The 25,586-nt window shown below is 60.3% G+C and carries 25 protein-coding genes and 2 pseudogenes; 19 read left to right on the plus strand and 8 right to left on the minus strand.

The features are described from left to right. Nucleotides 1-116: 116 nt before the first annotated feature. Entirely contained in the window at nucleotides 117-1,610 is a 1,494-nt protein-coding gene (locus HP062_RS20060; RefSeq protein WP_077748583.1) for an aldehyde dehydrogenase, read from the minus strand. A 238-nt stretch (nucleotides 1,611-1,848) separates the two neighbouring features. Between HP062_RS20060 and HP062_RS20065 the strand changes: the two genes are divergently transcribed. Next, entirely contained in the window at nucleotides 1,849-2,211 is a 363-nt protein-coding gene (locus HP062_RS20065) for a cupin domain-containing protein (protein ID WP_010465187.1), read from the plus strand. A 166-nt stretch (nucleotides 2,212-2,377) separates the two neighbouring features. Here the strand turns inward: HP062_RS20065 and rpmG are convergent, their stop codons facing one another. Together rpmG and rpmB are read right to left on the minus strand one after the other, a co-directional pair. Then, on the minus strand, nucleotides 2,378-2,533 hold the full coding sequence (gene rpmG / locus HP062_RS20070) for a 50S ribosomal protein L33 (RefSeq protein ID WP_008150173.1): 156 nt from the start codon (nucleotides 2,531-2,533) through the stop codon (nucleotides 2,378-2,380). 11 nt (nucleotides 2,534-2,544) lie between these two features. Further along, nucleotides 2,545-2,778 (minus strand): 50S ribosomal protein L28, encoded by a 234-nt coding sequence (gene rpmB / locus HP062_RS20075; protein WP_007894701.1) that lies wholly within the window; start codon nucleotides 2,776-2,778, stop codon nucleotides 2,545-2,547. A 444-nt stretch (nucleotides 2,779-3,222) separates the two neighbouring features. On the opposite strand from rpmB, the gene HP062_RS20080 reads away from it, so the two are divergent. Further along, nucleotides 3,223-4,809 (plus strand): ABC transporter substrate-binding protein, encoded by a 1,587-nt coding sequence (locus HP062_RS20080; RefSeq protein ID WP_077748582.1) that lies wholly within the window; start codon nucleotides 3,223-3,225, stop codon nucleotides 4,807-4,809. A 142-nt stretch (nucleotides 4,810-4,951) separates the two neighbouring features. Here HP062_RS20080 and radC read toward each other — a convergent pair whose 3' ends face one another. Continuing rightward, a complete protein-coding gene (gene radC, locus HP062_RS20085) occupies nucleotides 4,952-5,626 on the minus strand; it encodes a DNA repair protein RadC (protein WP_154502227.1) in 675 nt (224 codons plus the stop codon). Between the two features lie 136 nt (nucleotides 5,627-5,762). Between radC and coaBC the strand changes: the two genes are divergently transcribed. From coaBC to HP062_RS20110, 5 genes and pseudogenes are all read left to right on the plus strand, one after another. Continuing rightward, nucleotides 5,763-6,971 (plus strand): bifunctional phosphopantothenoylcysteine decarboxylase/phosphopantothenate--cysteine ligase CoaBC, encoded by a 1,209-nt coding sequence (coaBC, locus tag HP062_RS20090; protein WP_172791928.1) that lies wholly within the window; start codon nucleotides 5,763-5,765, stop codon nucleotides 6,969-6,971. Between the two features lie 5 nt (nucleotides 6,972-6,976). After that, nucleotides 6,977-7,432 carry a dUTP diphosphatase gene (dut, locus tag HP062_RS20095; protein ID WP_010465200.1) on the plus strand — a complete coding sequence of 152 codons (456 nt, stop codon included), beginning with the start codon at nucleotides 6,977-6,979 and terminating at the stop codon, nucleotides 7,430-7,432. Between the two features lie 302 nt (nucleotides 7,433-7,734). Next, nucleotides 7,735-9,138, plus strand: a pseudogene (locus HP062_RS20100) (phosphomannomutase/phosphoglucomutase); the annotation flags it as partial. 25 nt (nucleotides 9,139-9,163) lie between these two features. Then, on the plus strand, nucleotides 9,164-10,069 hold the full coding sequence (argB, locus tag HP062_RS20105; protein ID WP_010465204.1) for an acetylglutamate kinase: 906 nt from the start codon (nucleotides 9,164-9,166) through the stop codon (nucleotides 10,067-10,069). Between the two features lie 190 nt (nucleotides 10,070-10,259). After that, nucleotides 10,260-10,463, plus strand: a complete 204-nt coding sequence (locus HP062_RS20110) for a hypothetical protein (RefSeq protein ID WP_077748579.1) — start codon at nucleotides 10,260-10,262, stop codon at nucleotides 10,461-10,463. Nucleotides 10,464-10,518: 55 nt separating this feature from the next. Here the strand turns inward: HP062_RS20110 and pyrE are convergent, their stop codons facing one another. Then, nucleotides 10,519-11,163, minus strand: coding sequence for an orotate phosphoribosyltransferase (gene pyrE, locus HP062_RS20115; protein ID WP_172791930.1), 645 nt, complete (start codon nucleotides 11,161-11,163; stop codon nucleotides 10,519-10,521). Between the two features lie 82 nt (nucleotides 11,164-11,245). On the opposite strand from pyrE, the gene HP062_RS20120 reads away from it, so the two are divergent. Then, nucleotides 11,246-12,025 (plus strand): exodeoxyribonuclease III, encoded by a 780-nt coding sequence (locus HP062_RS20120; RefSeq protein ID WP_007934608.1) that lies wholly within the window; start codon nucleotides 11,246-11,248, stop codon nucleotides 12,023-12,025. A gap of 167 nt (nucleotides 12,026-12,192) precedes the next feature. Here the strand turns inward: HP062_RS20120 and HP062_RS20125 are convergent, their stop codons facing one another. Both HP062_RS20125 and rph read right to left on the minus strand, forming a co-directional pair. Continuing rightward, a complete protein-coding gene (locus HP062_RS20125; RefSeq protein ID WP_102594927.1) occupies nucleotides 12,193-12,561 on the minus strand; it encodes a DUF4870 domain-containing protein in 369 nt (122 codons plus the stop codon). 27 nt (nucleotides 12,562-12,588) lie between these two features. Beyond that, nucleotides 12,589-13,311, minus strand: a complete 723-nt coding sequence (gene rph / locus HP062_RS20130; RefSeq protein WP_010465211.1) for a ribonuclease PH — start codon at nucleotides 13,309-13,311, stop codon at nucleotides 12,589-12,591. Between the two features lie 280 nt (nucleotides 13,312-13,591). Here rph and HP062_RS20135 point away from each other — a divergent pair, with 280 nt between their 5' ends. The 6 genes from HP062_RS20135 (at nucleotide 13,592) to HP062_RS20160 (ending at nucleotide 18,886) form a co-directional block, all read left to right on the plus strand. Further along, entirely contained in the window at nucleotides 13,592-14,455 is an 864-nt protein-coding gene (locus HP062_RS20135) for a YicC/YloC family endoribonuclease (RefSeq protein WP_077748577.1), read from the plus strand. 12 nt (nucleotides 14,456-14,467) lie between these two features. Beyond that, nucleotides 14,468-15,088, plus strand: coding sequence for a guanylate kinase (gene gmk, locus HP062_RS20140; protein WP_010465215.1), 621 nt, complete (start codon nucleotides 14,468-14,470; stop codon nucleotides 15,086-15,088). 167 nt (nucleotides 15,089-15,255) lie between these two features. After that, entirely contained in the window at nucleotides 15,256-15,519 is a 264-nt protein-coding gene (rpoZ, locus tag HP062_RS20145; RefSeq protein ID WP_007894670.1) for a DNA-directed RNA polymerase subunit omega, read from the plus strand. A 57-nt stretch (nucleotides 15,520-15,576) separates the two neighbouring features. Then, the gene (gene spoT, locus HP062_RS20150) at nucleotides 15,577-17,682 is read left to right on the plus strand and encodes a bifunctional GTP diphosphokinase/guanosine-3',5'-bis pyrophosphate 3'-pyrophosphohydrolase (protein WP_010465218.1); all 2,106 of its coding nucleotides are present in this window, start codon (nucleotides 15,577-15,579) and stop codon (nucleotides 17,680-17,682) included. Nucleotides 17,683-17,706: 24 nt separating this feature from the next. Further along, the gene (locus HP062_RS20155) at nucleotides 17,707-18,087 is read left to right on the plus strand and encodes a RidA family protein (RefSeq protein ID WP_003229509.1); all 381 of its coding nucleotides are present in this window, start codon (nucleotides 17,707-17,709) and stop codon (nucleotides 18,085-18,087) included. Between the two features lie 58 nt (nucleotides 18,088-18,145). Continuing rightward, a complete protein-coding gene (locus HP062_RS20160; RefSeq protein WP_172791931.1) occupies nucleotides 18,146-18,886 on the plus strand; it encodes a hypothetical protein in 741 nt (246 codons plus the stop codon). A gap of 140 nt (nucleotides 18,887-19,026) precedes the next feature. On the opposite strand, the gene HP062_RS20165 is transcribed toward HP062_RS20160, so the two are convergent. Next, complete coding sequence (locus tag HP062_RS20165; RefSeq protein ID WP_172791932.1) at nucleotides 19,027-19,884, minus strand: SDR family oxidoreductase; 858 nt, start codon at nucleotides 19,882-19,884, stop codon at nucleotides 19,027-19,029. A 189-nt stretch (nucleotides 19,885-20,073) separates the two neighbouring features. Here HP062_RS20165 and exbB point away from each other — a divergent pair. The 5 genes and pseudogenes from exbB (at nucleotide 20,074) to recG (ending at nucleotide 25,529) form a co-directional block, all read left to right on the plus strand. Beyond that, nucleotides 20,074-21,041 (plus strand): annotated as a pseudogene (gene exbB, locus HP062_RS20170) (tonB-system energizer ExbB). A gap of 6 nt (nucleotides 21,042-21,047) precedes the next feature. After that, on the plus strand, nucleotides 21,048-21,476 hold the full coding sequence (gene exbD / locus HP062_RS20175) for a TonB system transport protein ExbD (protein WP_010465232.1): 429 nt from the start codon (nucleotides 21,048-21,050) through the stop codon (nucleotides 21,474-21,476). Then, nucleotides 21,473-22,228: an energy transducer TonB gene (locus HP062_RS20180; RefSeq protein ID WP_010465234.1), complete on the plus strand. Its 756-nt coding sequence runs from the start codon at nucleotides 21,473-21,475 to the stop codon at nucleotides 22,226-22,228. The genes exbD and HP062_RS20180 overlap by 4 nt, the downstream gene beginning before the upstream one ends. Nucleotides 22,229-22,514: 286 nt before the next feature. Then, on the plus strand, nucleotides 22,515-23,444 hold the full coding sequence (locus HP062_RS20185; protein WP_010465236.1) for a hydrogen peroxide-inducible genes activator: 930 nt from the start codon (nucleotides 22,515-22,517) through the stop codon (nucleotides 23,442-23,444). A 9-nt stretch (nucleotides 23,445-23,453) separates the two neighbouring features. Next, the gene (gene recG / locus HP062_RS20190) at nucleotides 23,454-25,529 is read left to right on the plus strand and encodes an ATP-dependent DNA helicase RecG (protein ID WP_010465238.1); all 2,076 of its coding nucleotides are present in this window, start codon (nucleotides 23,454-23,456) and stop codon (nucleotides 25,527-25,529) included. Nucleotides 25,530-25,586: the final 57 nt, after the last annotated feature.

Below are 25,586 nucleotides of genomic sequence, written 5' to 3' on the forward strand. Positions count from 1 at the left end.
CAATGTGGGAGCGAGCCTGCTCGCGATAACGGAACAACATTCAACATTGGATGTTGACTGTCACACCGCCATCGCGAGCAGGCTCGCCCCCACAGGGGATCTTCGTTGCGTGGTGCTTACAACTTGATCCAGGTCGCCTTCAGCTCGGTGTATTTGTCGAACGCGTGCAGCGACTTGTCGCGGCCATTGCCCGATTGCTTGAAGCCGCCAAACGGTGCGGTCATGTCGCCGCCGTCGTATTGGTTGACCCACACGCTACCGGCACGCAGCGCACGAGCGGTCAGGTGCGCCTTGGAAATGTCCTTGGTCCATACCGCAGCAGCCAGGCCGTAAGGCGTGTCGTTGGCAATCGCGATGGCTTCCTCGGCGGTGTCGAACGCGATCACCGACAACACCGGGCCAAAGATTTCTTCCTGAGCGATTTTCATCGCATTGTTTACGCCGTCGAAAATCGTCGGCTCAACGTAAGTGCCACCGCTTTCCTGAAGCGTACGCTTGCCGCCAGCCACCAGTTTGGCGCCGTCGGCGTGGCCGGATTCGATGTAGGACAGCACGGTATTCATCTGCTGGGTGTCCACCAGCGCGCCGACGTTGGTCGCCGGGTCCAGTGGGTTGCCCGGCTTCCAGGTTTTCAGTGCTTCGATCACCAGCGGCAGGAAGGTGTCCTTGATCGAGCGTTCGACCAGCAGACGCGAACCAGCAGTGCAGACTTCGCCCTGGTTGAAGGCAATGGCACCGGCCGCCGCTTCAGCTGCGGCTTGCAGGTCCGGGGCATCGGCAAACACGATGTTCGGGCTCTTGCCGCCCGCTTCGAGCCAGACGCGCTTCATGTTCGATTCGCCGGAGTAGATCAGCAATTGCTTGGCGATCTTGGTCGAACCGGTGAACACCAGCGTATCGACGTCATTGTGCAGGGCCAAGGCCTTGCCGACGGTGTGTCCGTAACCTGGCAAAACGTTAAGCACGCCTTTCGGAATGCCGGCTTCGACGGCCAGCGCAGCAATGCGAATGGCGGTCAGCGGGGATTTTTCCGATGGCTTGAGGATCACCGAGTTACCGGTGGACAGCGCCGGCCCGAGTTTCCAGCAGGCCATCATCAACGGGAAGTTCCACGGCACGATGGCGCCAACCACGCCGACCGGTTCGCGAGTCACCAGACCCAGCTGATCGTGCGGGGTGGCGGCGACTTCGTCGTAGATCTTGTCGATGGCTTCACCGCTCCAGCTCAGGGCTTGCGCCGCGCCGGGAACGTCGATGTACAGGGAATCGCTGATCGGCTTGCCCATGTCCAGGGTTTCAAGCAGCGCCAGCTCTTCGGCGTGCTGTTTGAGCAGGCCGGCGAAACGGATCATGGTGGCTTTGCGCTTGGTCGGTGCCAGGCGCGACCAGACGCCGGAATTGAAGGTGGCGCGGGCATTTTCAACGGCGCGCTGGGCGTCGGCGGCGTCACAGCTGGCAATCTTGCCCAGCAGACGGCCATCGACCGGGCTGATGCACTCGAAGGTCTCGCTGGAGACGGCATCGGTGTATTCGCCATTGATGTAGGCACGGCCTTCGATCTTCAGATCGCGAGCCCGTTGTTCCCAATCGGCACGAGTCAGGGTGGTCATACGAGTGTCCTCCTCTTGTTGAATACGAGCGCCCAACGATCGTCGCGGACGCTGTCAGGAATTCTGCCCAGCCAGCCTGATTTTTCGGCCCAAGGCAACCGCCACCCTAAACCAGCGACAGGTGAAGTTTCAATATATTTGACATAAGGCCGGCAAACGGCCTTGCGATGTTCATTTTAATAAACATAGACTTTGGGCTTTCCAACCAACCGCGCCGCAATCACGGGGGATAACAACAATGAGCATCCAGGACATCGTCGACTTCAGCCAGGCCACCACCCAACCCGATCGCTATCGGCCGGACCCGGCAAAAGTCCTCAAGGGCGACCCCGAGCAAGCGGTCTACAACCACTACAACAGCCCTTGCGGCCAGTTGAATGCGGGCGTGTGGGAAGGCGCTGTTGGCCAGTGGCATGTGAACTTCACCGAGCATGAGTACTGCGAAATCATTCAGGGCGTTTCGGTGCTGCGTGACAACGACGGCAACAGCAAGACCGTGCGTGCGGGTGATCGCTTCGTGATCCCGGCCGGGTTCAGGGGCACCTGGGAAGTGCTGGAGCCGTGCCGCAAGATTTATGTGGCGTTTGAACAGAAGGCCTGAGGATTTGTATTAGCCGGGCCGGCCTCTTCGCAGGCAAGCCTCGCTCCTACATCGGACGCGACTCACCGCAGGCGAAGGGGCACTAACAGGCAACCCATAACCTGCAGGCAACAAAAAAGGCCCGTATCTCGCGATACGGGCCTTTTTTGTAAGAGGGAAAAATCAATTACTTGATTTTGCCTTCTTTGTACATCACGTGCTTGCGAACGCGCGGATCGAACATGCGCTTTTCGAGCTTGTCCGGAGTAGTACGCTTGTTCTTGTCGGTAGTGTAGAAGTGACCAGTACCGGCGCTAGAAATCATTCGAATCAATTCACGCATGATTAGCTCCCTTAGATCTTGCCAGCTTTGCGGATTTCGGCCAGCACGACAGTGATGCCACGCTTGTCGATAATACGCATGCCTTTGGCAGATACGCGCAGACGCACGAAACGTTTCTCTTCTTCAACCCAGAAGCGGTGATGCTGCAGGTTCGGCAGGAAACGACGACGGGTTTTGTTGTTTGCGTGGGAAATGTTATTCCCAGTCACCGGACCCTTACCGGTAACTTGACATACTCTCGACATGCCTCAGCCCTCTAAAACCACATGCCCAACCCGGCATGGGTTGGCCGCTTAATCTCTCAGTCATTTGGCGCCAGGCGCCGCGTTTCTTTAGAGGTCTTACCGGCTACACCTACAGTGAAGGAACCGGGCCCCTAGAAAAGAGCGCTGCTTTATACCAGAAAGACTGGAGAGCAACAACATTCCGTGTGCGCGGACTTTATAAATTCCCCATTTTTCGGGCGCCGAGCGCCTTGGATAAAGGCTGTGGCCGATTAAGACCGCTCGTCGCAGAGAATCGGTCAACCGACCGATTTCGGGTTTCCTCGGCCCGCATCACCGAAAACAAGCGCACATACTCTCCTTAAAATGAAAAAGGAGATAGTCATTTGCAAAAGAGCCCACTAGGGTAAGCCTTTTCCAGACTGCACTTGCAGATGGGCCTTCGATCTGTAAAGGAATCCGACCATGCGCCTCGCTGCCCTACCGCTGTTGTTCGCCCCGCTCCTGCTGAGCCCGCTGGCCCATGCCGCCGCCCTGAGCGTCTGCACCGAGGCGAGTCCGGAAGGGTTCGACGTGGTGCAATACAACTCGCTGACCACCACCAACGCGTCCGCCGATGTGCTGATGAACCGTCTGGTGGACTTCGACACCGCCAGCGGTAAAGTGGTCGCCAGCCTCGCGGACAGCTGGGAAGTCAGCCCCGACGGCCTGACCTACGTGTTCAAGTTGCACCCACAGGTGAAATTCCACCGCACCGAGTACTTCAGCCCGACACGCGAGCTGACCGCCGAAGACGTCAAATTCAGCTTCGACCGCATGCTCGACCCGGCGCACCCTTGGCACAAGGTCGCCCAGAGCGGCTTCCCGCACGCCCAATCGATGCAGTTGCCGGCGCTGATCAAGAAGATCGATGCACTGGACCCGCTGACCGTACGCTTCACCCTCGATCACCCGGACTCAACCTTCCTCGCGACCCTGAGTATGGGCTTCGCCTCGATCTATTCCGCGGAATACGCCGACAAACTGCTGAAGGCCGGCACGCCCGAGAAGCTCAACAGCCAGCCGATCGGCAGCGGCCCGTTCGTGTTCACGCGCTTCCAGAAAGATGCCTCGATTCGCTACAAGGCCAACCCGGACTACTTCCGTGGCAAGCCTTCGGTGGACCCGCTGATCTTCGCCATCACCCCGGACGCCAATGTGCGTTTGCAGAAATTGCGTCGCAACGAGTGCCAGATCGCCCTGTCGCCCAAGCCTCTGGACGTACAGGCCGCGCTGAAAGAACCGACACTGAAAGTGGAAAAGACTGACGCCTTCATGACTGCGTTCGTCGGCATCAACAGCCAGCATCCACCGCTGGACAAACCTGAAGTGCGCCAGGCGATCAACCTCGCCTTCGACAAGGCCAACTACGTCAAAGCCGTGTTCGAAGACACTGCCGAGCCTGCCAACGGCCCGTACCCGCCGAACACTTGGAGCTACGCCAAAGGCCTGCCCGGTTATCCGCATGACGTCGAGAAGGCCAAGACATTGATGGCCAAGGCCGGACTCAAGGACGGCTTCCAGACCACCATCTGGACCCGACCTTCCGGCAGTCTGCTGAACCCGAACCCGAGCCTGAGCGCTCAAATGCTGCAATCGGACCTTGCGGAAATCGGCATCCAGGCCGAAATACGGGTGATCGAATGGGGCGAGCTGATTCGCCGCGCCAAAGCCGGCGAGCACGACCTGCTGTTCATGGGTTGGGCTGGCGACAACGGTGACCCGGACAACTTCCTCACGCCGCAGTTTTCCTGCGCCGCGGTCAAATCCGGCACTAACTTCGCCCGCTACTGCAACCAGGACCTGGACAAACTGATCAGCGCCGGCAAGACCACCGGCGAGCAAGGTGTGCGTACCAAGCTTTACGAACAGGCCCAGGCGCAGATCCAGCAGCAGGCGCTTTGGCTGCCGTTGGCCCACCCGACGGCGTTCGCGTTGACGCGCAAGAACGTCGAGGGTTACTCAGTCAGCCCGTTTGGTCGCCAGGATTACTCCAAGGTCAACCTCAAGTAACGCTTGGAAACGCTGCGCGAATGCTTCTCTGTGGCGAGGGAGCTTGCTCCCGCCGGGCTGCGCAGCGGCCCTGAAGATCCTGTGAGCGCTGCGCACTCAAGCGGGAGCAAGCTCCCTCGCCACAGAAGCCCGTCCCCAAGCCCTACATCCACCCATACTCGGCCATTGAAAGCGGCTCGCCGTCACCGATGATGAAATGGTCAAGCACCCGCACATCAATCAATTCCAGCGCCTCTTGCAGGCGCTTGGTCAGCATTCGATCAGCCTGACTGGGATCGGAATTGCCCGACGGATGGTTGTGGCAAAGGATCAATGCGGCGGCGTTATGAGCCAATGCGCGCTTGACCACCTGTCGCGGGTACACGCTGGTGTTGTCGATGGAGCCGCGAAACAGCACCTCAAACGCCAGCACCCGGTGTTTTGAATCCAGGAACAGGCTACCGAAGACCTCATGCGGCTCGTGGCGCAGCATCGACTTGAGGTAGTCGCGCACCGCCAGGGGGCTTTCCATCACTGAATCACGTCGTAACCGCTCTGCCAGATGCCGGCGGGCCATTTCCAGCACCGCCTGCAACTGCGCAAACTTTGCCGGCCCAAGGCCGAGCTCACCACTGAAGGTCCGAAGGTCGGCTTCGAGCAAAGTGCGCAGGCTGCCAAATTGCTGCAACAGGTGTCGCGCCAAATCCACCGCGCTTTTGCCGGACACACCGGTCCGTAAAAAAATCGCCAGCAGCTCTGCGTCCGAGAGACTCGCCGATCCCTGCTCCAGTAACTTCTCCCGCGGCCGCTCCGCCGCCGGCCAATCACGAATACTCATAGCACCTTCCCTGTCTGTGGGCGCCGCTGTTCCATAGCGGTCGCTGTGATATCGTAGCCCATCTTTTTTGCTGGCGATTTCATCCCTGGGGAGGGGGTCTCGCCATGCTGTCATCAACGAAATAAAAGGCAGACCTATGCAGCGGCTGTATCGGAAACGCATCGTTCTGGGCGTCGGCGGCGGTATTGCTGCCTACAAGAGCGCCGACCTGGTTCGCCGCCTGATCGACCAGGGTGCCGAAGTGCGCGTGGTCATGACCCGTGGCGGCAGCGAGTTCATCACTCCGCTGACCATGCAGGCCTTGTCCGGGCACCCGGTTCATCTCGACTTGCTGGACCCCGCGGCAGAAGCTGCCATGGGCCACATCGAGCTGGCCAAGTGGGCCGATATGGTGCTGATCGCCCCTGCTACGGCGGACCTGATTGCCCGTCTGGCCCAAGGCATTGCTGACGATCTGCTGACCACGCTGGTGCTGGCCACCGATGCGGTGGTCGCCATCGCCCCGGCGATGAACCAGGCCATGTGGCGCGACCCGGCAACCCAGGCCAACCTGCAAACCCTCGAAAGCCGCGGCATCAAAGCCTTCGGACCGGCCTCCGGTAGCCAGGCCTGCGGCGACGTCGGCCTTGGTCGCATGCTCGAAGCCGTCGAGCTCGCCCAATGCGCGGCGGACTGCTTCAAGCGCCAGGCATTGACCGGCAAACACGTGCTGATCACCGCCGGCCCGACTCAGGAAAACATCGATCCGGTGCGCTACATCACCAACCACAGCTCCGGAAAAATGGGCTTTGCCCTGGCCGAAGCCGCGGTGGAAGCCGGCGCCCGCGTCACGCTGATCACCGGCCCGGTGCACCTGCCGACTCCGGATCGTGTCACCCGCATCGACGTGGTCAGCGCTCGCGACATGCTCGCCGCCTGCGAAGCCGCGATCCCTTGCGACCTGTTTATCGCCTCGGCAGCGGTCGCGGACTACCGTCCTGAAGTCGTCGCCCCACAGAAACTCAAGAAAGACCCTACGAACGGCGACGGCTTGTTGCTACAGATGGTGCGCAACCCGGACATCCTGGCCACCATCGCCACCCGCCCCGACCGTCCGTTCAGTGTCGGCTTCGCTGCCGAAACCGAACACCTGCTCGATTACGCTGCGCGCAAGTTGAAAGACAAGAACCTCGATCTGATCGTCGCCAACGACGTCGCCAACCCGAGCATTGGCTTCAACAGCGAAGAAAACGCCTGCAGCGTGATCGATCGAGAACTGCACGCCACACTTTTCGCCCAGACCAGCAAGAGCAAAATTGCTCGCCAGCTGATCACTTTTATCGCCGAACGTCTGAACCAGGTTTAATTTACATGCACGCTTTGCAAGCCAAGATCCTCGACCCCCGCATCGGTACCGAATTCCCGCTGCCGCAGTACGCCACGCCTGGCTCCGCCGGCCTCGACCTGCGCGCCATGCTGGAAAAAGACACCGTCATCAAGCCGGGCGAAACCCTGCTGATCCCGACCGGTCTGTCCGTCTACATTGGCGATCCGGGTTTGGCCGCGCTGATTCTGCCGCGCTCCGGCCTGGGCCATAAACATGGCATCGTGCTGGGCAATCTGGTCGGTTTGATCGACTCCGATTACCAGGGCCCGCTGATGGTTTCGTGCTGGAACCGTGGCCAGACCGACTTCAACATGGTGGTCGGTGAGCGCCTGGCTCAATTGGTTCTGGTGCCGGTGGTTCAAGCGCACTTCGAGATGGTCGAAGAGTTTGTTGAAACCGAGCGTGGTGCCGGTGGTTTCGGGCATTCCGGCAGCCATTGATCCGATAAAGCATCCTGTGGCGAGGGAGCTTGCTCCCGCTGGGCTGCGAAGCGGCCCCAAGATTTTGTGAGTGCCGCGCACCCAAGCGCAAGCAAGCCTCCTCGCCAAAATTCGCACAACGTTCATCTGGAAGGTTTACCGCCCAAAATCAAGGCATTGACCGATCATTACCCCGCAAACGCAGGTGGCATGGCCTTTTCGCACCACGAACTCTCAGTGGAAAACGCCGTCATACCCTTCAGTTTGAGCCCGCCGACGAGATTTTCGCGGACAGGTCCAGTCACTTTCGAGATGGAGCATTCCCACAGATGAGCACCCCAGCCACAGTCGCACCCAAGTTCCCGGACAGCATCTTCCGCGCCTACGACATTCGCGGCACGGTCCCGGAATTCCTGAACGCTGAGACCGCTTACTGGCTCGGCCGCGCCATCGGTGCCCAGAGCCTGGCCCAGGACGAACCGAACGTTTCCGTTGGCCGCGACGGCCGCCTGTCCGGCCCGGAACTGGTCGAACAACTGATAAAGGGCCTGGCCGACAGCGGTTGCCACGTCAGCGACGTGGGCCTGGTGCCAACCCCGGCGCTTTACTACGCCGCCAACGTACTGGCCGGCAAATCCGGCGTCATGCTGACCGGCAGCCACAACCCGTCGAACTACAACGGGTTCAAGATCGTGATCGCGGGCGACACCCTGGCCAACGAACAGATCCAGGCCCTGCACGACCGCCTCAAGACCAACAACTTGAGCAGCGGCAAGGGCAGCGTCACCCAGGTCGAGATCCTCGACCGCTACAACACCGAAATCGTCCAGGACATCAAACTGGCTCGTCGCCTGAAAGTCGTGGTCGACTGCGGCAACGGCGCGGCCGGCGTGATCGCCCCGCAATTGATCGAAGCGTTGAACTGCGAAGTCATCCCGCTGTTCTGCGAGGTCGACGGTAACTTCCCGAACCACCACCCGGACCCGGGCAAGCCTGAAAACCTCGTCGACCTGATCGCCAAGGTCAAGGAAACCAACGCCGATATCGGCCTGGCTTTCGACGGCGATGGCGACCGCGTCGGTGTGGTGACCAACACCGGCAGTATCGTTTACCCGGACCGCCTGCTGATGCTGTTCGCCCGCGACGTACTGGCGCGCAACGCGGACGCGGATATCATCTTCGACGTCAAATGCACCCGCCGCCTGACACCGCTGATCAAGGAATACGGCGGCCGTCCGCTCATGTGGAAGACCGGTCACTCGTTGATCAAAAAGAAAATGAAACAAACCGGCGCCCTGTTGGCCGGCGAGATGAGCGGGCATATCTTCTTCAAGGAGCGCTGGTTCGGTTTTGACGACGGCATTTACAGCGCCGCGCGTCTGCTGGAGATCCTCAGCAAGGAAAAATCCACCGCGGAAGAGCTGTTTGCGACCTTCCCGAACGATATTTCTACGCCTGAAATCAATATCCATGTGACCGAAGAGAGCAAATTCAGCATCATTGATGCATTGCACGACGCGAAGTGGGGCGAAGGCGCCGACCTGACCACCATTGACGGCGTGCGAGTCGACTACGCCAAAGGCTGGGGCCTGGTGCGCGCGTCCAACACCACACCGGTGCTGGTGCTGCGCTTCGAGGCCGATGACGAGGCTGAATTGCAGCGCATCAAGGACGTGTTCAAAGTCCAGCTGAAGCGTGTTGCACCTGATCTCCAATTACCGTTTTGATCTTCTGAAGCACCCGGAGCCCTGAATGACCCTCGAACGCGAAGCCGCCGCCAACACCGCCAAGGTCCTGTCCGAAGCGTTGCCTTACATTCGCCGCTATGTCGGCAAGACGCTGGTGATCAAATACGGCGGCAACGCGATGGAAAGCGAGGAGCTGAAAACCGGCTTCGCCCGCGACATCGTGTTGATGAAAGCCGTCGGTATCAACCCGGTGGTGGTTCACGGCGGCGGCCCGCAAATCGGCGACCTGCTCAAGCGCCTGTCGATCGAGAGCCACTTCATCGATGGCATGCGCGTGACTGACGCGCAGACCATGGACGTGGTGGAAATGGTCCTCGGCGGCCAGGTCAACAAGGACATCGTCAACCTGATCAACCGTCATGGCGGCAGCGCCATCGGCCTGACCGGTAAAGACGCCGAGCTGATTCGTGCGAAGAAGCTCACCGTGACCCGCCAGACGCCGGAGATGACCCAGCCGGAAATCATCGACATCGGCCAGGTAGGCGAAGTGGTCGGGATCAACACCGACTTGCTGAACCTGCTGGTCAAAGGTGATTTCATCCCGGTCATCGCGCCAATCGGCGTCGGTGCCAACGGCGAGTCGTACAACATCAACGCTGACCTGGTGGCCGGCAAAGTCGCCGAAGCGCTGAAAGCTGAAAAGCTGATGCTGCTGACCAACATCGCCGGCTTGATGGACAAGTCGGGCACGGTCCTCACCGGCCTGACCACCCAGCAAGTCGACGAGCTCATCGCCGACGGCACGATCTACGGCGGCATGCTGCCGAAGATCCGTTGCGCGCTGGAAGCGGTTCAGGGCGGCGTGGGCAGCTCGCTGATCATTGATGGCCGGGTGCCGAATGCGATTCTGCTTGAGATCTTCACCGATACCGGTGTGGGTACGTTGATCAGCAATCGCAAGCGTCACTGATTCAAGCACGGCAACAGATCGCAGCCTTCGCCGGCACCTAAGGATGTACGAATATTCTGTAGGAGCTGACGAAGCCTGCGATCTTTTTTATGCGCGCCGGAAACGTCCGACCTGACTTAGCGAAACGTCCGACATCCTGCCCGAATCAGTCCGCCTAGGATCTTCCCTGTATCCACAGGAGAATGACCTCATGCAAAAAGATTACGTTCCATATGGCAGCGACGTTGCAGCAGGCACCTTTGAGTGCGTGGACTGCGGGCATCGGTATTCGAATCAGGCAAAAACCTCGATTCCGCCGTGCCCTCAGCGCCAGAAATCGGTGCACCTGCTTAATGGCTGGAAAGTTCTGACCGGCCAGGGCGACGCGGTGAAAGATCCGTATCCAAACAGATAAGCACAGCAGTTCTTTTCCCGATAAAAAAAGGCCCTGTTCTCACAGGGCCTTTTCTTTAGACGCCGAACTGAGCCCTATAGGCTTCAACGGCTGGCAAATGCTGCTTGAGCTGCGGATCATCCGCCAGGAATTCCAGCACCTGGTTCAGCGACACAATGCTGATCACCGGAATGCCGAAATCACGCTCCACTTCCTGGATCGCCGACAACTCGCCGTTGCCACGCTCCTGACGGTTCAGGGCGATGAGCACGCCCTTGGCCTTGGCGCCGTCCTGGGAAGCGATGATTTGCATCACTTCGCGGATCGCGGTGCCGGCGGTGATCACGTCGTCGATGATCAGCACATCGCCGGTCAACGGCGCGCCAACGAGACTGCCGCCTTCACCGTGAGCCTTGGCTTCCTTGCGGTTGAAGCACCACGGCAAATCACGGCCATGATGTTCGGCCAGCGCCACCGCAGTGGTCGCCGCCAGCGGGATGCCTTTGTACGCCGGGCCAAACAATACATCGAACGAAATACCGTTCTCGACGATGGCTGCCGCGTAGCAACGACCCAGCTGCGCAAGAGCCGAACCGGTATTGAACAGGCCGGCATTGAAGAAGTAAGGACTGGTGCGCCCGGACTTCAGGGTGAACTCGCCGAAGCGCAAAACGCCGCGATCGATGGCAAAACGAATGAAATCGCGCTGATACGCTTGCATGAAAAAAACCCCAAATACCACGGATTTAGCTAATTAGGTTGACGCCGTGTATCATACACGCACGCGATTTTTGGGGCCATTTATGCGGATCATCAGTGTGAACGTCAATGGTATTCAGGCTGCAGTGGAGCGAGGGTTGCTCAGTTGGCTGCAAGCACAGAATGCCGACGTCATCTGCCTGCAGGACACCCGCGCCTCCGCCTTTGAACTGGACGATCCAGCCTTCCAACTGGATGGCTACTTCCTTTATGCCTGCGAAGCCGAAGTTCCCGCCCAGGGTGGCGTGGCTTTGTATTCGCGGTTGCAACCGAAGGCAGTCATCAGCGGTCTCGGTTTCGAGACAGCCGACCGCTACGGGCGCTACCTGCAAGCCGATTTCGACAAGGTCAGCATCGCGACCTTGCTGCTCCCTTCGGGGCAGAACGGCGATGAAGACTTGAACCAGAAGTTCAAGCTAATGGACGATTTCGCCCGTTATCTGGATAAACAGCGACGCAAACGTCGCGAGTACATTTATTGTGGCTCGCTGTACGTGGCGCAACAGAAGCTGGATATCAAGAACTGGCGCGACAGCCAGCAATCCCCGGGCTTCCTGGCACCTGAACGTGCCTGGATGGACGAGATTGTCGGCAACATGGGCTATGTTGATGCCCTGCGTGAAGTCAGCCGTGAAGGCGACCAGTACAGCTGGTGGCCGGACAACGAACAGGCGGAAATGCTCAACCTCGGTTGGCGTTTCGACTACCAGTTGCTGACCCCTGGCCTGCGCCGTTTTGTTCGCAGCGCACGCCTGCCACGCCAGCCACGGTTCTCGCAACACGCACCACTGATCGTGGACTACGACTGGACGCTGACCATTTAAGCGTCTTTTCGCAGACGCAAAAAAGCCGACATCGCCGTCGGCTTTTTTGTGCGCGCCTCATTCCTGTAGGAGCGAGGCTTGCCCGCGAAGAACGATAACGCGTTGTTCCTGACAGACCGAGGCGCCTCAATTCGCGGGCAAGCCTCGCTCCTACGGGACAGCGGTGGCTACTTGATCAACCGCCAGGTGAACGGATACCGATACGGCACCCCTTCATTGGCTTTCACACCACCGATGATCGTCAGTACCAACGCACCAATCGCCACCAGACCGAACAGGAAGAACCCGATGATCACCACCATCAGCAGGAAGCAGATGGCAGAAGCAATGGCGACGGTGATCTGAAAGTTCAGCGCCTCCTTGCCCTGTGCATCGACAAACGGGTCCATCTCGCGCTTCATCTGCCAGAGGATCAGCGGGCCGATCAGCGTACCGAACGGAATCCAGATTCCCAGCAACGCGGACAAGTGACAAAACATCGCCCACTGCCGAACCTCTTTGCTCGGGATGGGAAGTAGCTGCTGCTCGTCACTCATGGTGTCCTCCTTGCGTGGAACATCCGATCAGTCGGCCAGTGCGGCCTTTTGCAGTTCGAAGATCTCGGTCATGCCTTTCTTCGCCAGTTCAAGCATAGCGTTCAGCTCTTCCGGCTGGAACGGCGCGCCTTCGGCAGTGCCCTGGACTTCGATGAAGCCGCCAGTGCTGGTCATCACCACGTTCAGGTCAGTCTCGGCAGCCGAGTCTTCCAGGTAGTCGAGGTCGAGCACAGGCTCGCCCTGGTACATGCCCACCGAAACGGCCGCGATCATTTGCTTGAGCGGGTCGCCGCCTTTCAGGCCGCCGCGCTTCTTGATCACTTTCAAGGCATCGACCAGCGCAACCATGGCGCCGGTGATGGATGCGGTGCGGGTGCCACCGTCGGCCTGGATCACGTCGCAGTCGACGTACAGGGTGACGTCGCCCAGCTTGGACATGTCCAGCGAAGCACGCAGCGAGCGACCGATCAGACGCTGGATTTCCAGGGTGCGGCCGCCTTGCTTGCCACGGCTCGCTTCACGCTGGTTACGCTCGCCAGTGGCGCGCGGCAGCATGCCGTATTCCGCGGTCAACCAGCCTTGGCCCTGGCCCTTGAGGAAACGCGGTACGCCGTTCTCGACGCTGACCGTGCAGATGACTTTGGTATCACCGAATTCGACCAGTACAGATCCCTCGGCGTGTTTGGTGTAGTTGCGGGTAATGCGGATCGAGCGGAGCTGATCGGCAGCGCGACCACTTGGACGTTTCATAGGGAATACCTGTACGGAGGACGGAAAACTGCCGAGCATTATAGAGCCGCGCGCCAAGACTGGGCACTTCTAAAAAATCCGTCCGACGATTGAAGGCGCTGACTAGAGCTTAGAACAGCGCTTTACCGACGGCCTGCAGCCCTTTGTCACACCGTGTGTTTGGGCGCATCCGCCCCACTGCGCTACAATCCTGCGCCTTTGCTGCCTGTCGGCTTTAATTCACAGATATCGGGTCTCGCGAAACCTTTGGTAACGCAAACCTGAATTGCGAGGTACCTCCATGGTGCACAGCATGACCGCCTTCGCCCGCGTTGAAAAAGCCGGCGCCCAAGGCACCCTGAGCTGGGAATTGCGCTCGGTCAACAGCCGCTACCTGGAACCCCATTTGCGCCTGCCGGAGTCGTTTCGCGACCTCGAAGGTGCGGTCCGCGAAGCGCTGCGCCAGGGGATATCCCGGGGCAAGCTCGAATGCACTCTGCGCTTCACCGAAGAAAACACCGACAAACCCCTGCAAGTGGACCGCGAGCGCGCCGCGCAATTGGTCGCTGCCGCCGAGACCATCGCCGGCCTGATCAAGAATCCCGCCGCATTGAATCCGCTGGAAGTCCTGGCCTGGCCTGGCGTTCTGGTGGGCGACGCCGCTGACCCGCAAGCCTTGAATGCCGAAGCACTGGCGCTGTTCAATGAAGGTCTGAAAGAACTCAAGGCCGGCCGCGAGCGCGAAGGCGCGGAGCTGGCCCGGTTGATCAACGATCGCCTCACCTCCATCGAAGAAGATGTGGTGACCCTGCGCGAACTGGTCCCGCAGATGCTCGCCACCCAACGCCAGAAAGTCCTCGACCGCTTTGCCGACATGAAAGCCGAGATGGACCCGCAGCGACTCGAGCAGGAAATGGTCATGCTCGCGCAAAAGAGCGACGTCGCCGAAGAACTGGATCGCTTGAGCACTCACATCATTGAAGTTCGCCGGGTACTCAAATCCGGCGGCGCTGCCGGTCGGCGCCTGGACTTCCTGATGCAGGAGCTCAACCGCGAAGCCAACACACTGGGCTCCAAAGCCTTCGACCCGCGCAGCACCCAAGCGGCGGTCAACCTCAAAGTGTTGATCGAGCAGATGCGCGAACAAGTGCAGAATATTGAGTAAGGCAACCCCGACATGACCCACAGCACCGGCACCCTGTACATCATTTCCGCCCCTTCGGGCGCGGGCAAGAGCAGCCTGGTCAAGGCCCTGACCGACGCTGATCAGGAGATCCGCGTCTCGGTCTCCCACACCACCCGCGCCATGCGCCCCGGTGAAGTGAACGGCGTGAACTATCACTTCGTCGAACGCGGCGAGTTCGTGAAGATGATCGAGCACGGGGATTTCCTCGAGCGCGCCGAAGTGTTCGGCAACCTCTACGGCACTTCGCAAAGCCACCTGCAGCAGACCCTGGACGAAGGCCACGACCTGATTCTGGAAATCGACTGGCAAGGTGCCGAGCAAGTGCGCAAATTGATGCCTCAGGCCCGCTCTATCTTCATTCTGCCGCCGTCCCTGCAAGCCCTGCATCAGCGTCTGAACAATCGCGGCCAGGACAGTGACGAGGTCATCGAAGGCCGGATGCGCGAAGCCGTCAGCGAAATGAGCCACTACGTCGACTACGACTACCTGATCATCAATGACGATTTCGCCCATGCGCTGAAGGATTTGCAGGCGATTTTCCGTGCCAATCAGCTGCATCAGAAGCGTCAGCAGCAGCGCAACGGAAAACTTTTGGCTGAATTGCTCGGCTAAACAGCCCTTCCCAAAACCGCTGCAAGGGCTTTACATTGACACTTGCAGCGCGTTGAAGGGCTTGGTCAAAAAATCAGCGCTTCCCTAATCGCTGGTGATTTTTTAAACTGTTCAGTCCGCTCGCCCACCCGGGCAGCGCGCATATTGCATTCGCTCCGAGGAATACCATGGCCCGCGTAACCGTTGAAGACTGCCTGAACCACGTGGAAAACCGTTTTGAACTGGTCATGCTGTCCACCAAGCGTGCCCGTCAACTGGCCACCGGCGGCAAAGAGCCACTGGTACAGTGGGAAAACGACAAGCCTACCGTTGTAGCCTTGCGTGAAATCGCCGAAGGCCTGATGAGCTACGAGTTCATCGCCAATGCTGAAATCGTCGAAGACGAACCGCTGTTCGCAGCGTTCGAGGACGAGTCCAACGAGGCCGTCTAAGCCTATGCCTGGTCGACGTAGCACGGCGCGGGGTCACAGCGAACGGCAGGAGTCATCATGCCGAGCATAGACGCCCTCGCCGATCGCTTATCGACCTACCTCGGCAAGGACCAGGTCAACCTGGTCCGCCGAGCGTACTTCTACGCCGAACAAGCCCACGACGGCCAACGCCGCCGCAGCGGTGAGGCGTACGTCACGCATCCTCTTGCGGTGGCGAACATTCTTGCCGACATGCACATGGACCATCAGAGCCTGATGGCGGCGATGCTGCATGACGTGATCGAAGACACCGGTATTGCCAAGGAAGCGCTGCAAGCGCAGTTCGGCGAAACCGTGGCCGAACTGGTAGACGGGGTCAGCAAACTGACCCAGATGAACTTCGAGACCAAGGCCGAAGCACAAGCCGAAAACTTCCAGAAAATGGCCATGGCCATGGCGCGCGACATTCGCGTGATCCTGGTCAAGCTCGCCGACCGCCTGCACAACATGCGCACGCTGGAAGTCCTGTCCGGTGAAAAGCGTCGGCGGATCGCCAAGGAAACCCTGGAAATCTATGCGCCCATCGCCAACCGGCTGGGCATGCACGCCATCCGCATAGAATTCGAAGACCTCGGCTTCAAGGCCATGCACCCGATGCGTTCCGCACGGATCAACCAGGCCGTCAAACGCGCCCGGGGCAACCGCAAGGAAATCGTCAACAAGATCGAAGAATCCCTCAGCCACTGCCTGGCCATCGATGGCATCCAGGGCGAGGTCAGCGGTCGTCAGAAACACCTCTACGGCATTTACAAGAAAATGCGCGGCAAGCGTCGGGCCTTCAACGAGATCATGGACGTCTATGCGTTCCGGATCATCGTCGACAAGGTCGACACCTGCTACCGCGTATTGGGCGCTGTGCATAACTTGTACAAACCGTTGCCGGGACGCTTCAAGGATTACATCGCGATCCCCAAGGCCAACGGCTACCAGTCGCTGCACACCACGCTGTTCGGCATGCACGGTGTTCCGATCGAGATCCAGATCCGCACCCGTGAAATGGAAGAGATGGCCAACAACGGCATCGCCGCCCATTGGCTGTACAAATCCAGCGGCGACGAGCAGCCAAAAGGCACTCACGCCCGCGCTCGCCAGTGGGTCAAAGGCGTGCTGGAAATGCAGCAACGGGCCGGCAACTCGCTGGAATTCATCGAAAGCGTGAAGATCGACCTGTTCCCGGACGAGGTCTACGTCTTCACGCCCAAAGGCCGGATCATGGAGCTGCCCAAAGGCTCCACGGCGGTCGACTTCGCTTACGCGGTGCACACCGACGTGGGCAACAGCTGCATCGCCTGCCGGATCAATCGTCGTCTCGCACCGCTGTCCGAACCGCTGCAAAGCGGCTCCACGGTCGAGATCGTCAGTGCTCCCGGTGCCCGGCCGAACCCGGCGTGGCTCAACTTCGTGGTCACGGGCAAGGCACGGACCCACATCCGCCATGCGCTGAAACTGCAACGCCGTTCCGAGTCCATCAGCCTGGGCGAGCGCCTGCTGAACAAAGTGCTCAATGGTTTCGACAGCTCGCTGGAAAAAGTACCGGCCGACCGCGTCAAGGCGATGCTCGCCGAATACCGTCTCGAACTGATCGAAGACTTGCTGGAAGATATCGGCCTGGGCAATCGAATGGCCTATGTAGTCGCCCGCCGCCTGCTTGGCGAAGGCGAACAGCTGCCAAGTCCGGAAGGCCCGCTGGCGATTCGCGGCACCGAAGGCCTGGTGCTCAGCTACGCCAAGTGCTGCACACCAATCCCGGGCGACCCGATTGTTGGTCACTTGTCCGCCGGCAAAGGCATGGTCGTGCACCTGGACAACTGCCGCAACATCAGCGAAATCCGTCACAACCCGGAAAAATGCATCCAGCTCTCGTGGGCCAAGGATGTCACCGGCGAATTCAACGTCGAGCTGCGCGTCGAACTGGAACATCAGCGCGGCCTGATCGCCCTGCTGGCCAGCAGCGTCAACGCAGCCGACGGCAATATCGAGAAAATCAGCATGGACGAACGCGATGGTCGCATCAGCGTGGTCCAACTGGTGGTCAGCGTGCACGACCGCGTACACCTGGCCCGCGTGATCAAGAAACTGCGTGCATTGACCGGGGTGATCCGCATCACCCGCATGCGCGCCTAAGCCCACTATTACAAGGAGTCATTCATGACCAAGACTGTTATCACCAGCGACAAGGCCCCGGCTGCCATCGGTACTTACTCCCAGGCGATCAAGGCTGGCAACACCGTCTACATGTCGGGCCAGATTCCTCTGGACCCAAAAACCATGGAACTGGTTGAAGGCTTCGAAGCCCAGACCGTCCAGGTGTTCGAGAACCTCAAAGCCGTGGCCGAAGCCGCTGGCGGTTCGTTCAAGGACATCGTCAAACTGAACATCTTCCTCACCGACCTGAGCCACTTCGCCAAGGTCAACGAGATCATGGGCAAGTACTTTGACCAGCCATACCCTGCCCGCGCCGCCATCGGCGTAGCCGCCCTGCCAAAGGGTTCGCAGGTTGAAATGGATGCCATTCTGGTCATCGAGTAATACATCCGGCGCAGCCTTTTCAAGGTTGCGTCGACTTCGTTTCTGAAAGGATTCCACCATGCGCCATGCGCTAGCTCTCTCGCTGGTCGCCCTACTCTTGGGCGGTTGTGCCAGCAACCCTGCCGATCGTGACATCAGCGGCACCTGGATCAATCAGGTGGCGATCGACGCTGCGTCCAAAGGTGGCCCCTTGCGTGAAGCGCTCCAGGCTTATGGCCCGAACCTGGAATGGGACGTCAACACCAAGGCCGCTCAAGCCCGCTACACCAACGGTTTTGAGAACGTCGACGGCAAGCTGCTGGGCGAAGCGTCCGGCGCCTGGAAAGTCGACTTTTATGGCAGCTCCGCCAGCGAACTGAAGCGTGACGGCAAGCAACTGAGCCAGGCCGCCAGCGAAAACGAGCCGGAGCAGGTCTTTGACCGCGCGTTGATTCCGGTCCCGGATGGCGCACCGATTGGCGCGAGCTTCGAACGCGCGCTGTACACCGCCTACATGGGCGGCAGCTGGAAAATCGTCAACGGTCCGGGCGAAGGCAATACCGTGCAATTCCAGGCCGATGGCCAGGTTGCCGGACTGCCGGGTGCCGATCGATATGCCCTTTGCCTGGCGGGCGATTGCGCGTCGATGAGCGGCGGCAATGACAACATGTGGCTGCAAGTGAACGGCCAGGGCAATACCTGGATCTTTGCGCGCAAGGGCAAGGAACTGGAGATTCTGCAGGCAGTGAACACGGCTCAGGCGGATGAAATGCCTCAGTTCACGCCGGGTGATCGCAAGTGGTTGCTGGAAAAGCAGTAACCCGGCCCTGAAGCCAACGCAAAACCAATGTGGGAGCGAGCCTGCTCGCGATGAGGCCATAACAGCCAACGATGATGTTGAATGTTATGCCACCATCGCGAGCAGGCTCGCTCCCACATTTGGTTTGTGGTGATGGGAAGTCAGCAGCGGCCTTCGAGAATGGCGGCGTAGCCTTCTCGATAGCTTGGGTACTTTGGCGCCCAGCCCAAGGCCTTCGCCCTGGCATTGCTGCATTGCTTGCTGCCCGTGCGCCGTACGCTGGCGTCGTCAGCCCACTCGGTCACGCCCAGATATTCACGCAACCAGCCCACCACTTCGGCCAGCGGCGCTGGCGCGTCGTCGACACCGATGTAGACGTCATCCAACGCCACCCCGCGTCGATCCGCTTCAAGCAGAAACGCCATCAAGCCCGCCGCGTCATCGGCGTGGATGCGGTTGCCATACAGCGGCGGGTCAACCGCCACGCGATAGCCACGACGCACTTGAGTCAGCAGCCATTCGCGGCCCGGGCCGTAGATGCCAGTCAAGCGCACGATGCTTGCCGGGATGCCGCTCTGGAGCGCCACTTTCTCGGCCTCCAGCATCAATCGACCCGAGTAGCCTGATGCAAGGGTCGGCGAAGTCTCGTCGACCCACTCGCCCTCCTGCTGCCCATACACACTGCTGCTGGAAACAAACAGCAGGCGATTCGGTACCTGCCCGTAGTCGTCGAGCCACTCCAGCACATGCTTCAACCCGTCGACATACGCGGCGCGGTAACCGGCTTCATCGTGATTGGTCGCGGCCGCGCAATAAACGAGGTAATCCACGGCACCGATGGGCCACGTCTCAGGACAGTCCTTATCGAACAAGTCGCCGGCAACGCCAATGACTCCCTCGGGCAGGCGCGAGACGTCCCGCCTCAGGCCATGAACCTCCCACCCGGAAGCCATCAATTGCGTGGCCAAACGACCGCCGACATCACCACAGCCGGCGATCAAAACAGAAGGCGCAGACATCAGAAAACTCCCATCAGAAAGGCAAAGACTAGCGCCGACAATGGACGAGCGGCTAGCAATGAAGGAAAAAAAGATACTCTATTACTTTTGTTAACAAGAATTACTTGCAATAATGCACGCCACTTTTGTTCTCGGCCTTACGAGGCCTGGAAGAGCATTTACCGTTTTTCTATTTCAGGTCCGGCCAGCATGACACGCAATCAATTCCCCGCTTCGCCAACCAAACGACCTCGCGCCTGGAGCGCAGTGGCCGCCCTGCTGCTCAGCCTGATGCTGGCACCGACCGCCGCTTTCGCTGACGTACAAGCTCCGGCCACTCCGGCCGCCGCCGCTGCTCCAGCCCCGGCTGATCATGCCGCCCCGCCGTTGCACCCGCCGCAACCGACCCGGCTCAGGCAGTAGATGCCGAAGACGTCCCTGAAGTTCTCGAAGCCGACAACACCCTGGGCATGGCCCACGACCTGTCGCCTTGGGGCATGTACCAGAACGCCGATATTATCGTGAAAATCGTGATGATCGGCCTGGCCATCGCCTCGATCATCACCTGGACCATCTGGATCGCCAAGGGCTTCGAGCTGATGGGCGCCAAGCGGCGTCTGCGCACTGAAATCGTCCACCTGAAAAAAGCCACCACCCTTAAAGAAGCCAGCGCCACCGCCACGAAGCAAGGCACCCTCGCCAACCTGCTGGTGCATGACGCCTTGGAAGAGATGCGATTGTCTGTCAACAGCCGCGAGAAAGAAGGCATCAAGGAACGTGTTGCCTTCCGTCTCGAGCGTCTGGTTGCAGCCTGCGGTCGCAACATGAGCAGCGGCACCGGCGTGCTCGCCACTATCGGTTCCACCGCGCCGTTCGTGGGCCTGTTCGGCACCGTGTGGGGCATCATGAACAGCTTCATCGGCATCGCCAAAACCCAGACCACCAACCTCGCCGTCGTCGCCCCCGGCATCGCCGAAGCCCTGCTGGCCACCGCGCTGGGTCTGGTTGCGGCGATTCCTGCTGTTGTGATCTACAACGTCTTCGCCCGTTCCATCGCTGGCTACAAGGCGCAAGTGTCCGATGCCTCGGCTGAAGTCCTGCTGCTGGTCAGCCGCGACCTCGATCACCTGCCGACCGCCGAGCGCTCCGCGCAACCCCACATGGTCAAAGTAGGGTAATCAGCCATGGGCTTGCATTTGAAAGAAGGCGCAGACGACGATCTGGCCGAGAACCATGAAATCAACGTCACGCCGTTCATCGACGTGATGCTGGTGCTGTTGATCATCTTCATGGTGGCCGCTCCGTTGGCCACCGTGGACATCAAGGTCGACCTGCCCGCCTCCAGCGCCAAACCGGCGCCGCGGCCAGAGAAGCCGGTGTTCCTCAGCGTCAAGGCTGACCAGCGCCTGTTCCTCGGTGAAGACGAAGTGAAGGCCGAAGCACTTGGCGCCACCCTCGACGCCAGGACCCAAGGCAAGAAAGACACGACGATCTTCTTCCAGGCCGATAAAGGCGTGGATTACGGCGACCTGATGAGCGTGATGGACAACCTGCGCTCCGCCGGTTACCTGAAGGTAGGTCTGGTCGGGCTCGAGACGGCAGTCAAGAAATGATCACGACGCGCCATAAGCTGACGCGTTACAGCGCGAGCCTGGCCGTGGTGCTGGGCGTCCATGCACTGGCTATTGCGCTGGCGCTGAACTGGACGTCGCGCCCACCCATCGAGCTGCCTCCGCAGGCGATGATGGTCGAGTTGGCGCCGGTTCCGGCCCCACCACCGCCGGCACCGCCGAAGGTGATAACGCCACCACAGCCACCGGCCCCGGTGGAAGAACTGCCGATCCCGAAACTGGCTGAAGTGCCGAAGGCCGAGATCGTTGTGCCGAAGCCGGTCAAACCCAAGCCGAAGCCGAAGCCGCAACCACCCAAGCCTGTGGAGAAAAAGCCGGAGCCGCCGAAGGAGAAACCGTCCGAGGAGAAACCTAGCGACGCGCAACCGACCCAGGCACCGACGGAGAAATCCGCGCAACCAGCACCGGGCCCATCGCCTGCACAACAGGCTGCCAAGGCCAGCTGGGAAGGCACTTTGCTCGCGCACTTGGGCAAGTACAAAAAGTACCCGGTGAGTGCACAGAATCGGGGCAAGCAAGGCACCAACCGTCTGCGCTTCATCGTTGATGGCGAAGGTAATGTGTTGTCGTACGAACTGGTGAGCCGTTCAGGCACCGCCGATCTGGACCGCGCTACCCTGGAAATGATCCGCCTCGCCCAACCGCTGCCCAAGCCACCGGCGGACATGCTGACCAATGGCACCATCGAAATCACGGCGCCGTTCCTCTACTCACTGGAAAAACGCCGCCGCTAAACGCAACACAAAACCATTGCAGGAGTGAGCCTGCTCGCGATCAGGCCACCACATTCAACCTTTTCGGTGAATGTAATACCGCTATCGCGAGCAGGCTCAGTCCTACAGGGGTCTCCTCCAGCAGGAAAGTCCAAGATCATGCAGAGAAGGCACCCAAAGGTGCCTTTTGTGTATCTGCCAGCGGCAAACCGGCATTACCCAGTGTCACTCTGCACACTCACTCTGATAACGTGCGTCTATCGATTGCAGCCGTTATGCTTGGCGCGCAACTTCATGGACGCTTGCTATGACTCTCACAGAATTACGCTACATCGTTACCCTCGCCCAAGAGCAGCATTTCGGCCACGCGGCCGAGCGTTGCCATGTCAGCCAGCCGACCCTGTCGGTGGGCGTGAAAAAGCTTGAAGACGAACTCGGTGTGCTGATTTTCGAGCGCAGCAAGAGTGCCGTGCGCCTGACTCCGGTCGGTGAAGGCATCGTTGCCCAGGCGCAGAAAGTCCTGGAACAGGCCCAAGGCATTCGCGAACTGGCCCAGGCTGGCAAAAACCAGCTGACCGCTCCGCTGAAAGTCGGCGCGATCTACACCGTCGGCCCGTACCTGTTTCCGCACCTGATTCCACAACTGCACCGGGTTGCCCCGCAGATGCCGTTGTACATCGAAGAAAACTTCACTCACGTACTGCGCGACAAACTGCGCAACGGCGAGCTCGACGCAATCATCATCGCCCTGCCGTTCAACGAAGCCGACGTGCTGACCCTGCAGCTCTACGACGAGCCGTTCTACGTGCTGATGCCGGCCCAGCACCCGTGGACGCAAAAAGAATCCATCGACGCCAGCCTGCTCAACGACAAGAGCCTGCTGCTGCTCGGCGAAGGCCACTGCTTCCGCGATCAAGTGCTGGAAGCCTGCCCGACCCTGGCCAAAGGCAACGACGGCGCCAAGCACACCACGGTGGAATCAAGCTCTCTTGAAACCATCCGCCACATGGTCGCGTCCGGCCTGGGCATTTCGATCCTGCCGCTGTCGGCCGTCGACAGCCATCACTACGCCCCCGGCGTGATCGAAGTGCGCCCACTGACGCCTCCGGTGCCGTTCCGCACCGTGGCCATTGCGTGGCGCGCGAGCTTCCCGCGTCCGAAAGCCATCGAGATCCTCGCTGACTCCATTCGCCTGTGCTCGGTTGCCAAGCCGCAAGCACCGGTGGTTGCGGCCTAAGTCGCTGCCATGACCGAGTTGTCGCAAGTGTCGGTCACGGCACTCAAGGGTGTCGGCGAGGCCATGGCCGAGAAACTGGCCAAGGTCGGCCTGGAGAATCTCCAGGACGTGCTGTTCCACCTGCCGCTGCGTTATCAGGACCGCACCCGTGTAGTCCCGATCGGCCATTTGCGACCCGGCCAGGACGCCGTGATCGAAGGCACCGTCAGCGGCGCCGACGTGGTCATGGGCCGTCGCCGCAGCCTCGTCGTGCGTCTGCAGGACGGCACCGGCGGGCTCAGTCTGCGCTTCTACCATTTCAGCAACGCCCAGAAAGAAGGCCTCAAACGCGGCACGCGGATTCGCTGCTACGGCGAAGCCCGGCCCGGTGCGTCGGGGTTGGAAATCTACCACCCGGAATACCGCGCCATCACCGGCGACGAGCCACCGCCGGTGGATGAAACCCTGACCCCGGTCTACCCGCTCACCGAAGGCCTGACCCAGCAGCGCTTGCGCCAACTGTGCATGCAAACCCTGACCATGCTCGGCCCGACCAGCCTGCCCGACTGGCTGCCGACCGAACTGGCCCGGGACTATCAACTCGCGCCGCTGGCCGATGCGATCCGCTACCTGCATCACCCGCCCGCCGATGCCGATGTCGACGAACTTGCCCTCGGCCATCACTGGGCTCAGCACCGTCTGGCCTTTGAAGAACTGCTGACCCATCAGCTATCCCAGCAACGTCTGCGCGAAAGCATGCGCTCCCTGCGCGCGCCGGCGATGCCGAAAGCCACCAAACTGCCGGCGCAATACCTGGCCAATCTGGGTTTTACGCCAACCGGCGCACAGCAACGAGTCGGCAACGAAATCGCCTACGACCTGAGCCAGCACGAACCGATGCTTCGGCTGATTCAGGGCGACGTCGGCGCGGGCAAAACCGTGGTCGCGGCCCTCGCCGCGCTTCAGGCATTGGAGGCTGGTTATCAGGTCGCATTGATGGCGCCCACGGAAATTCTCGCCGAGCAGCACTTCATCACCTTCAAGCGCTGGCTCGAACCGCTGGGCATTGAAGTCGCGTGGCTGGCCGGCAAGCTCAAGGGCAAAAACCGCGTGGCCGCGCTGGAGCAGATCGCCAATGGCGCACCCATGGTGGTCGGCACTCACGCGTTGTTCCAGGAGGAAGTGCAGTTCAAGAACCTTGCACTGGCAATCATCGACGAACAGCACCGCTTCGGCGTGCAGCAGCGCTTGGCATTGCGGCAGAAAGGCGTCGGCGGGCGGATGTGTCCGCATCAGCTGATCATGACCGCCACGCCGATTCCACGAACGCTGGCCATGAGCGCCTACGCCGACCTCGACACCTCGATCCTCGACGAACTGCCGCCCGGACGAACCCCGGTCAACACCGTGCTGGTCACCGATACCCGGCGTGTCGAAGTCATTGAGCGCGTGCGCGGCGCCTGCGCCGAAGGGCGTCAGGCCTATTGGGTGTGCACGCTGATTGAAGAATCCGAAGAGCTGACCTGCCAGGCCGCCGAAACCACTTACGAAGACCTCACCGCCGCGCTCGGCGAGCTGAAGGTCGGCCTGATCCACGGCCGCATGAAGCCCGCCGAAAAAGCCGCTGTCATGGCCGAATTCAAGGCCGGCAATTTGCAGCTGCTGGTTGCGACCACCGTGATCGAAGTCGGCGTCGATGTGCCGAACGCCAGCCTGATGATCATTGAAAACCCCGAGCGCCTCGGCCTCGCGCAGTTGCACCAATTGCGCGGCCGCGTCGGTCGAGGCAGCGCCGCCAGCCATTGCGTGCTGCTCTACCATCCGCCGCTGTCGCAGATCGGCCGTCAGCGCCTGGGCATCATGCGTGAAACCAACGACGGTTTTGTCATCGCCGAAAAGGACCTCGAGCTGCGCGGCCCCGGTGAAATGCTCGGCACGCGCCAGACCGGCCTGCTGCAATTCAAGGTCGCCGACCTGATGCGCGACGCCGATCTATTGCCCGCCGTACGCGACGCCGCCCAGGCATTGCTCGAACGCTGGCCGGACCACGTCAGCCCGTTGCTCGACCGCTGGCTGCGCCATGGGCAGCAATACGGCCAAGTGTGAGCACCGTCGCAGTTTGTGGACGATGCTTTTAAACAAGCTGGTTATACTCCTGCAATT

The sequence above is a fragment of the Pseudomonas sp. B14-6 genome, from assembly GCF_013260315.1.
GTDB classification, from domain to species: Bacteria; Pseudomonadota; Gammaproteobacteria; order Pseudomonadales; family Pseudomonadaceae; genus Aquipseudomonas; species Aquipseudomonas mandelii.

Coding starts and splice junctions, on each gene's coding strand:
- HP062_RS20060 (WP_077748583.1), bottom strand. CDS start 1,610: ATGACCACCCTGACTCGTGCCGATTGGGAACAACGGGCTCGCGATCTG.
- HP062_RS20065 (WP_010465187.1), top strand. CDS start 1,849: ATGAGCATCCAGGACATCGTCGACTTCAGCCAGGCCACCACCCAACCC.
- rpmG (WP_008150173.1), bottom strand. CDS start 2,533: ATGCGTGAATTGATTCGAATGATTTCTAGCGCCGGTACTGGTCACTTC.
- rpmB (WP_007894701.1), bottom strand. CDS start 2,778: ATGTCGAGAGTATGTCAAGTTACCGGTAAGGGTCCGGTGACTGGGAAT.
- HP062_RS20080 (WP_077748582.1), top strand. CDS start 3,223: ATGCGCCTCGCTGCCCTACCGCTGTTGTTCGCCCCGCTCCTGCTGAGC.
- radC (WP_154502227.1), bottom strand. CDS start 5,626: ATGAGTATTCGTGATTGGCCGGCGGCGGAGCGGCCGCGGGAGAAGTTA.
- coaBC (WP_172791928.1), top strand. CDS start 5,763: ATGCAGCGGCTGTATCGGAAACGCATCGTTCTGGGCGTCGGCGGCGGT.
- dut (WP_010465200.1), top strand. CDS start 6,977: ATGCACGCTTTGCAAGCCAAGATCCTCGACCCCCGCATCGGTACCGAA.
- argB (WP_010465204.1), top strand. CDS start 9,164: ATGACCCTCGAACGCGAAGCCGCCGCCAACACCGCCAAGGTCCTGTCC.
- HP062_RS20110 (WP_077748579.1), top strand. CDS start 10,260: ATGCAAAAAGATTACGTTCCATATGGCAGCGACGTTGCAGCAGGCACC.
- pyrE (WP_172791930.1), bottom strand. CDS start 11,163: ATGCAAGCGTATCAGCGCGATTTCATTCGTTTTGCCATCGATCGCGGC.
- HP062_RS20120 (WP_007934608.1), top strand. CDS start 11,246: ATGCGGATCATCAGTGTGAACGTCAATGGTATTCAGGCTGCAGTGGAG.
- HP062_RS20125 (WP_102594927.1), bottom strand. CDS start 12,561: ATGAGTGACGAGCAGCAGCTACTTCCCATCCCGAGCAAAGAGGTTCGG.
- rph (WP_010465211.1), bottom strand. CDS start 13,311: ATGAAACGTCCAAGTGGTCGCGCTGCCGATCAGCTCCGCTCGATCCGC.
- HP062_RS20135 (WP_077748577.1), top strand. CDS start 13,592: ATGGTGCACAGCATGACCGCCTTCGCCCGCGTTGAAAAAGCCGGCGCC.
- gmk (WP_010465215.1), top strand. CDS start 14,468: ATGACCCACAGCACCGGCACCCTGTACATCATTTCCGCCCCTTCGGGC.
- rpoZ (WP_007894670.1), top strand. CDS start 15,256: ATGGCCCGCGTAACCGTTGAAGACTGCCTGAACCACGTGGAAAACCGT.
- spoT (WP_010465218.1), top strand. CDS start 15,577: ATGCCGAGCATAGACGCCCTCGCCGATCGCTTATCGACCTACCTCGGC.
- HP062_RS20155 (WP_003229509.1), top strand. CDS start 17,707: ATGACCAAGACTGTTATCACCAGCGACAAGGCCCCGGCTGCCATCGGT.
- HP062_RS20160 (WP_172791931.1), top strand. CDS start 18,146: ATGCGCCATGCGCTAGCTCTCTCGCTGGTCGCCCTACTCTTGGGCGGT.
- HP062_RS20165 (WP_172791932.1), bottom strand. CDS start 19,884: ATGTCTGCGCCTTCTGTTTTGATCGCCGGCTGTGGTGATGTCGGCGGT.
- exbD (WP_010465232.1), top strand. CDS start 21,048: ATGGGCTTGCATTTGAAAGAAGGCGCAGACGACGATCTGGCCGAGAAC.
- HP062_RS20180 (WP_010465234.1), top strand. CDS start 21,473: ATGATCACGACGCGCCATAAGCTGACGCGTTACAGCGCGAGCCTGGCC.
- HP062_RS20185 (WP_010465236.1), top strand. CDS start 22,515: ATGACTCTCACAGAATTACGCTACATCGTTACCCTCGCCCAAGAGCAG.
- recG (WP_010465238.1), top strand. CDS start 23,454: ATGACCGAGTTGTCGCAAGTGTCGGTCACGGCACTCAAGGGTGTCGGC.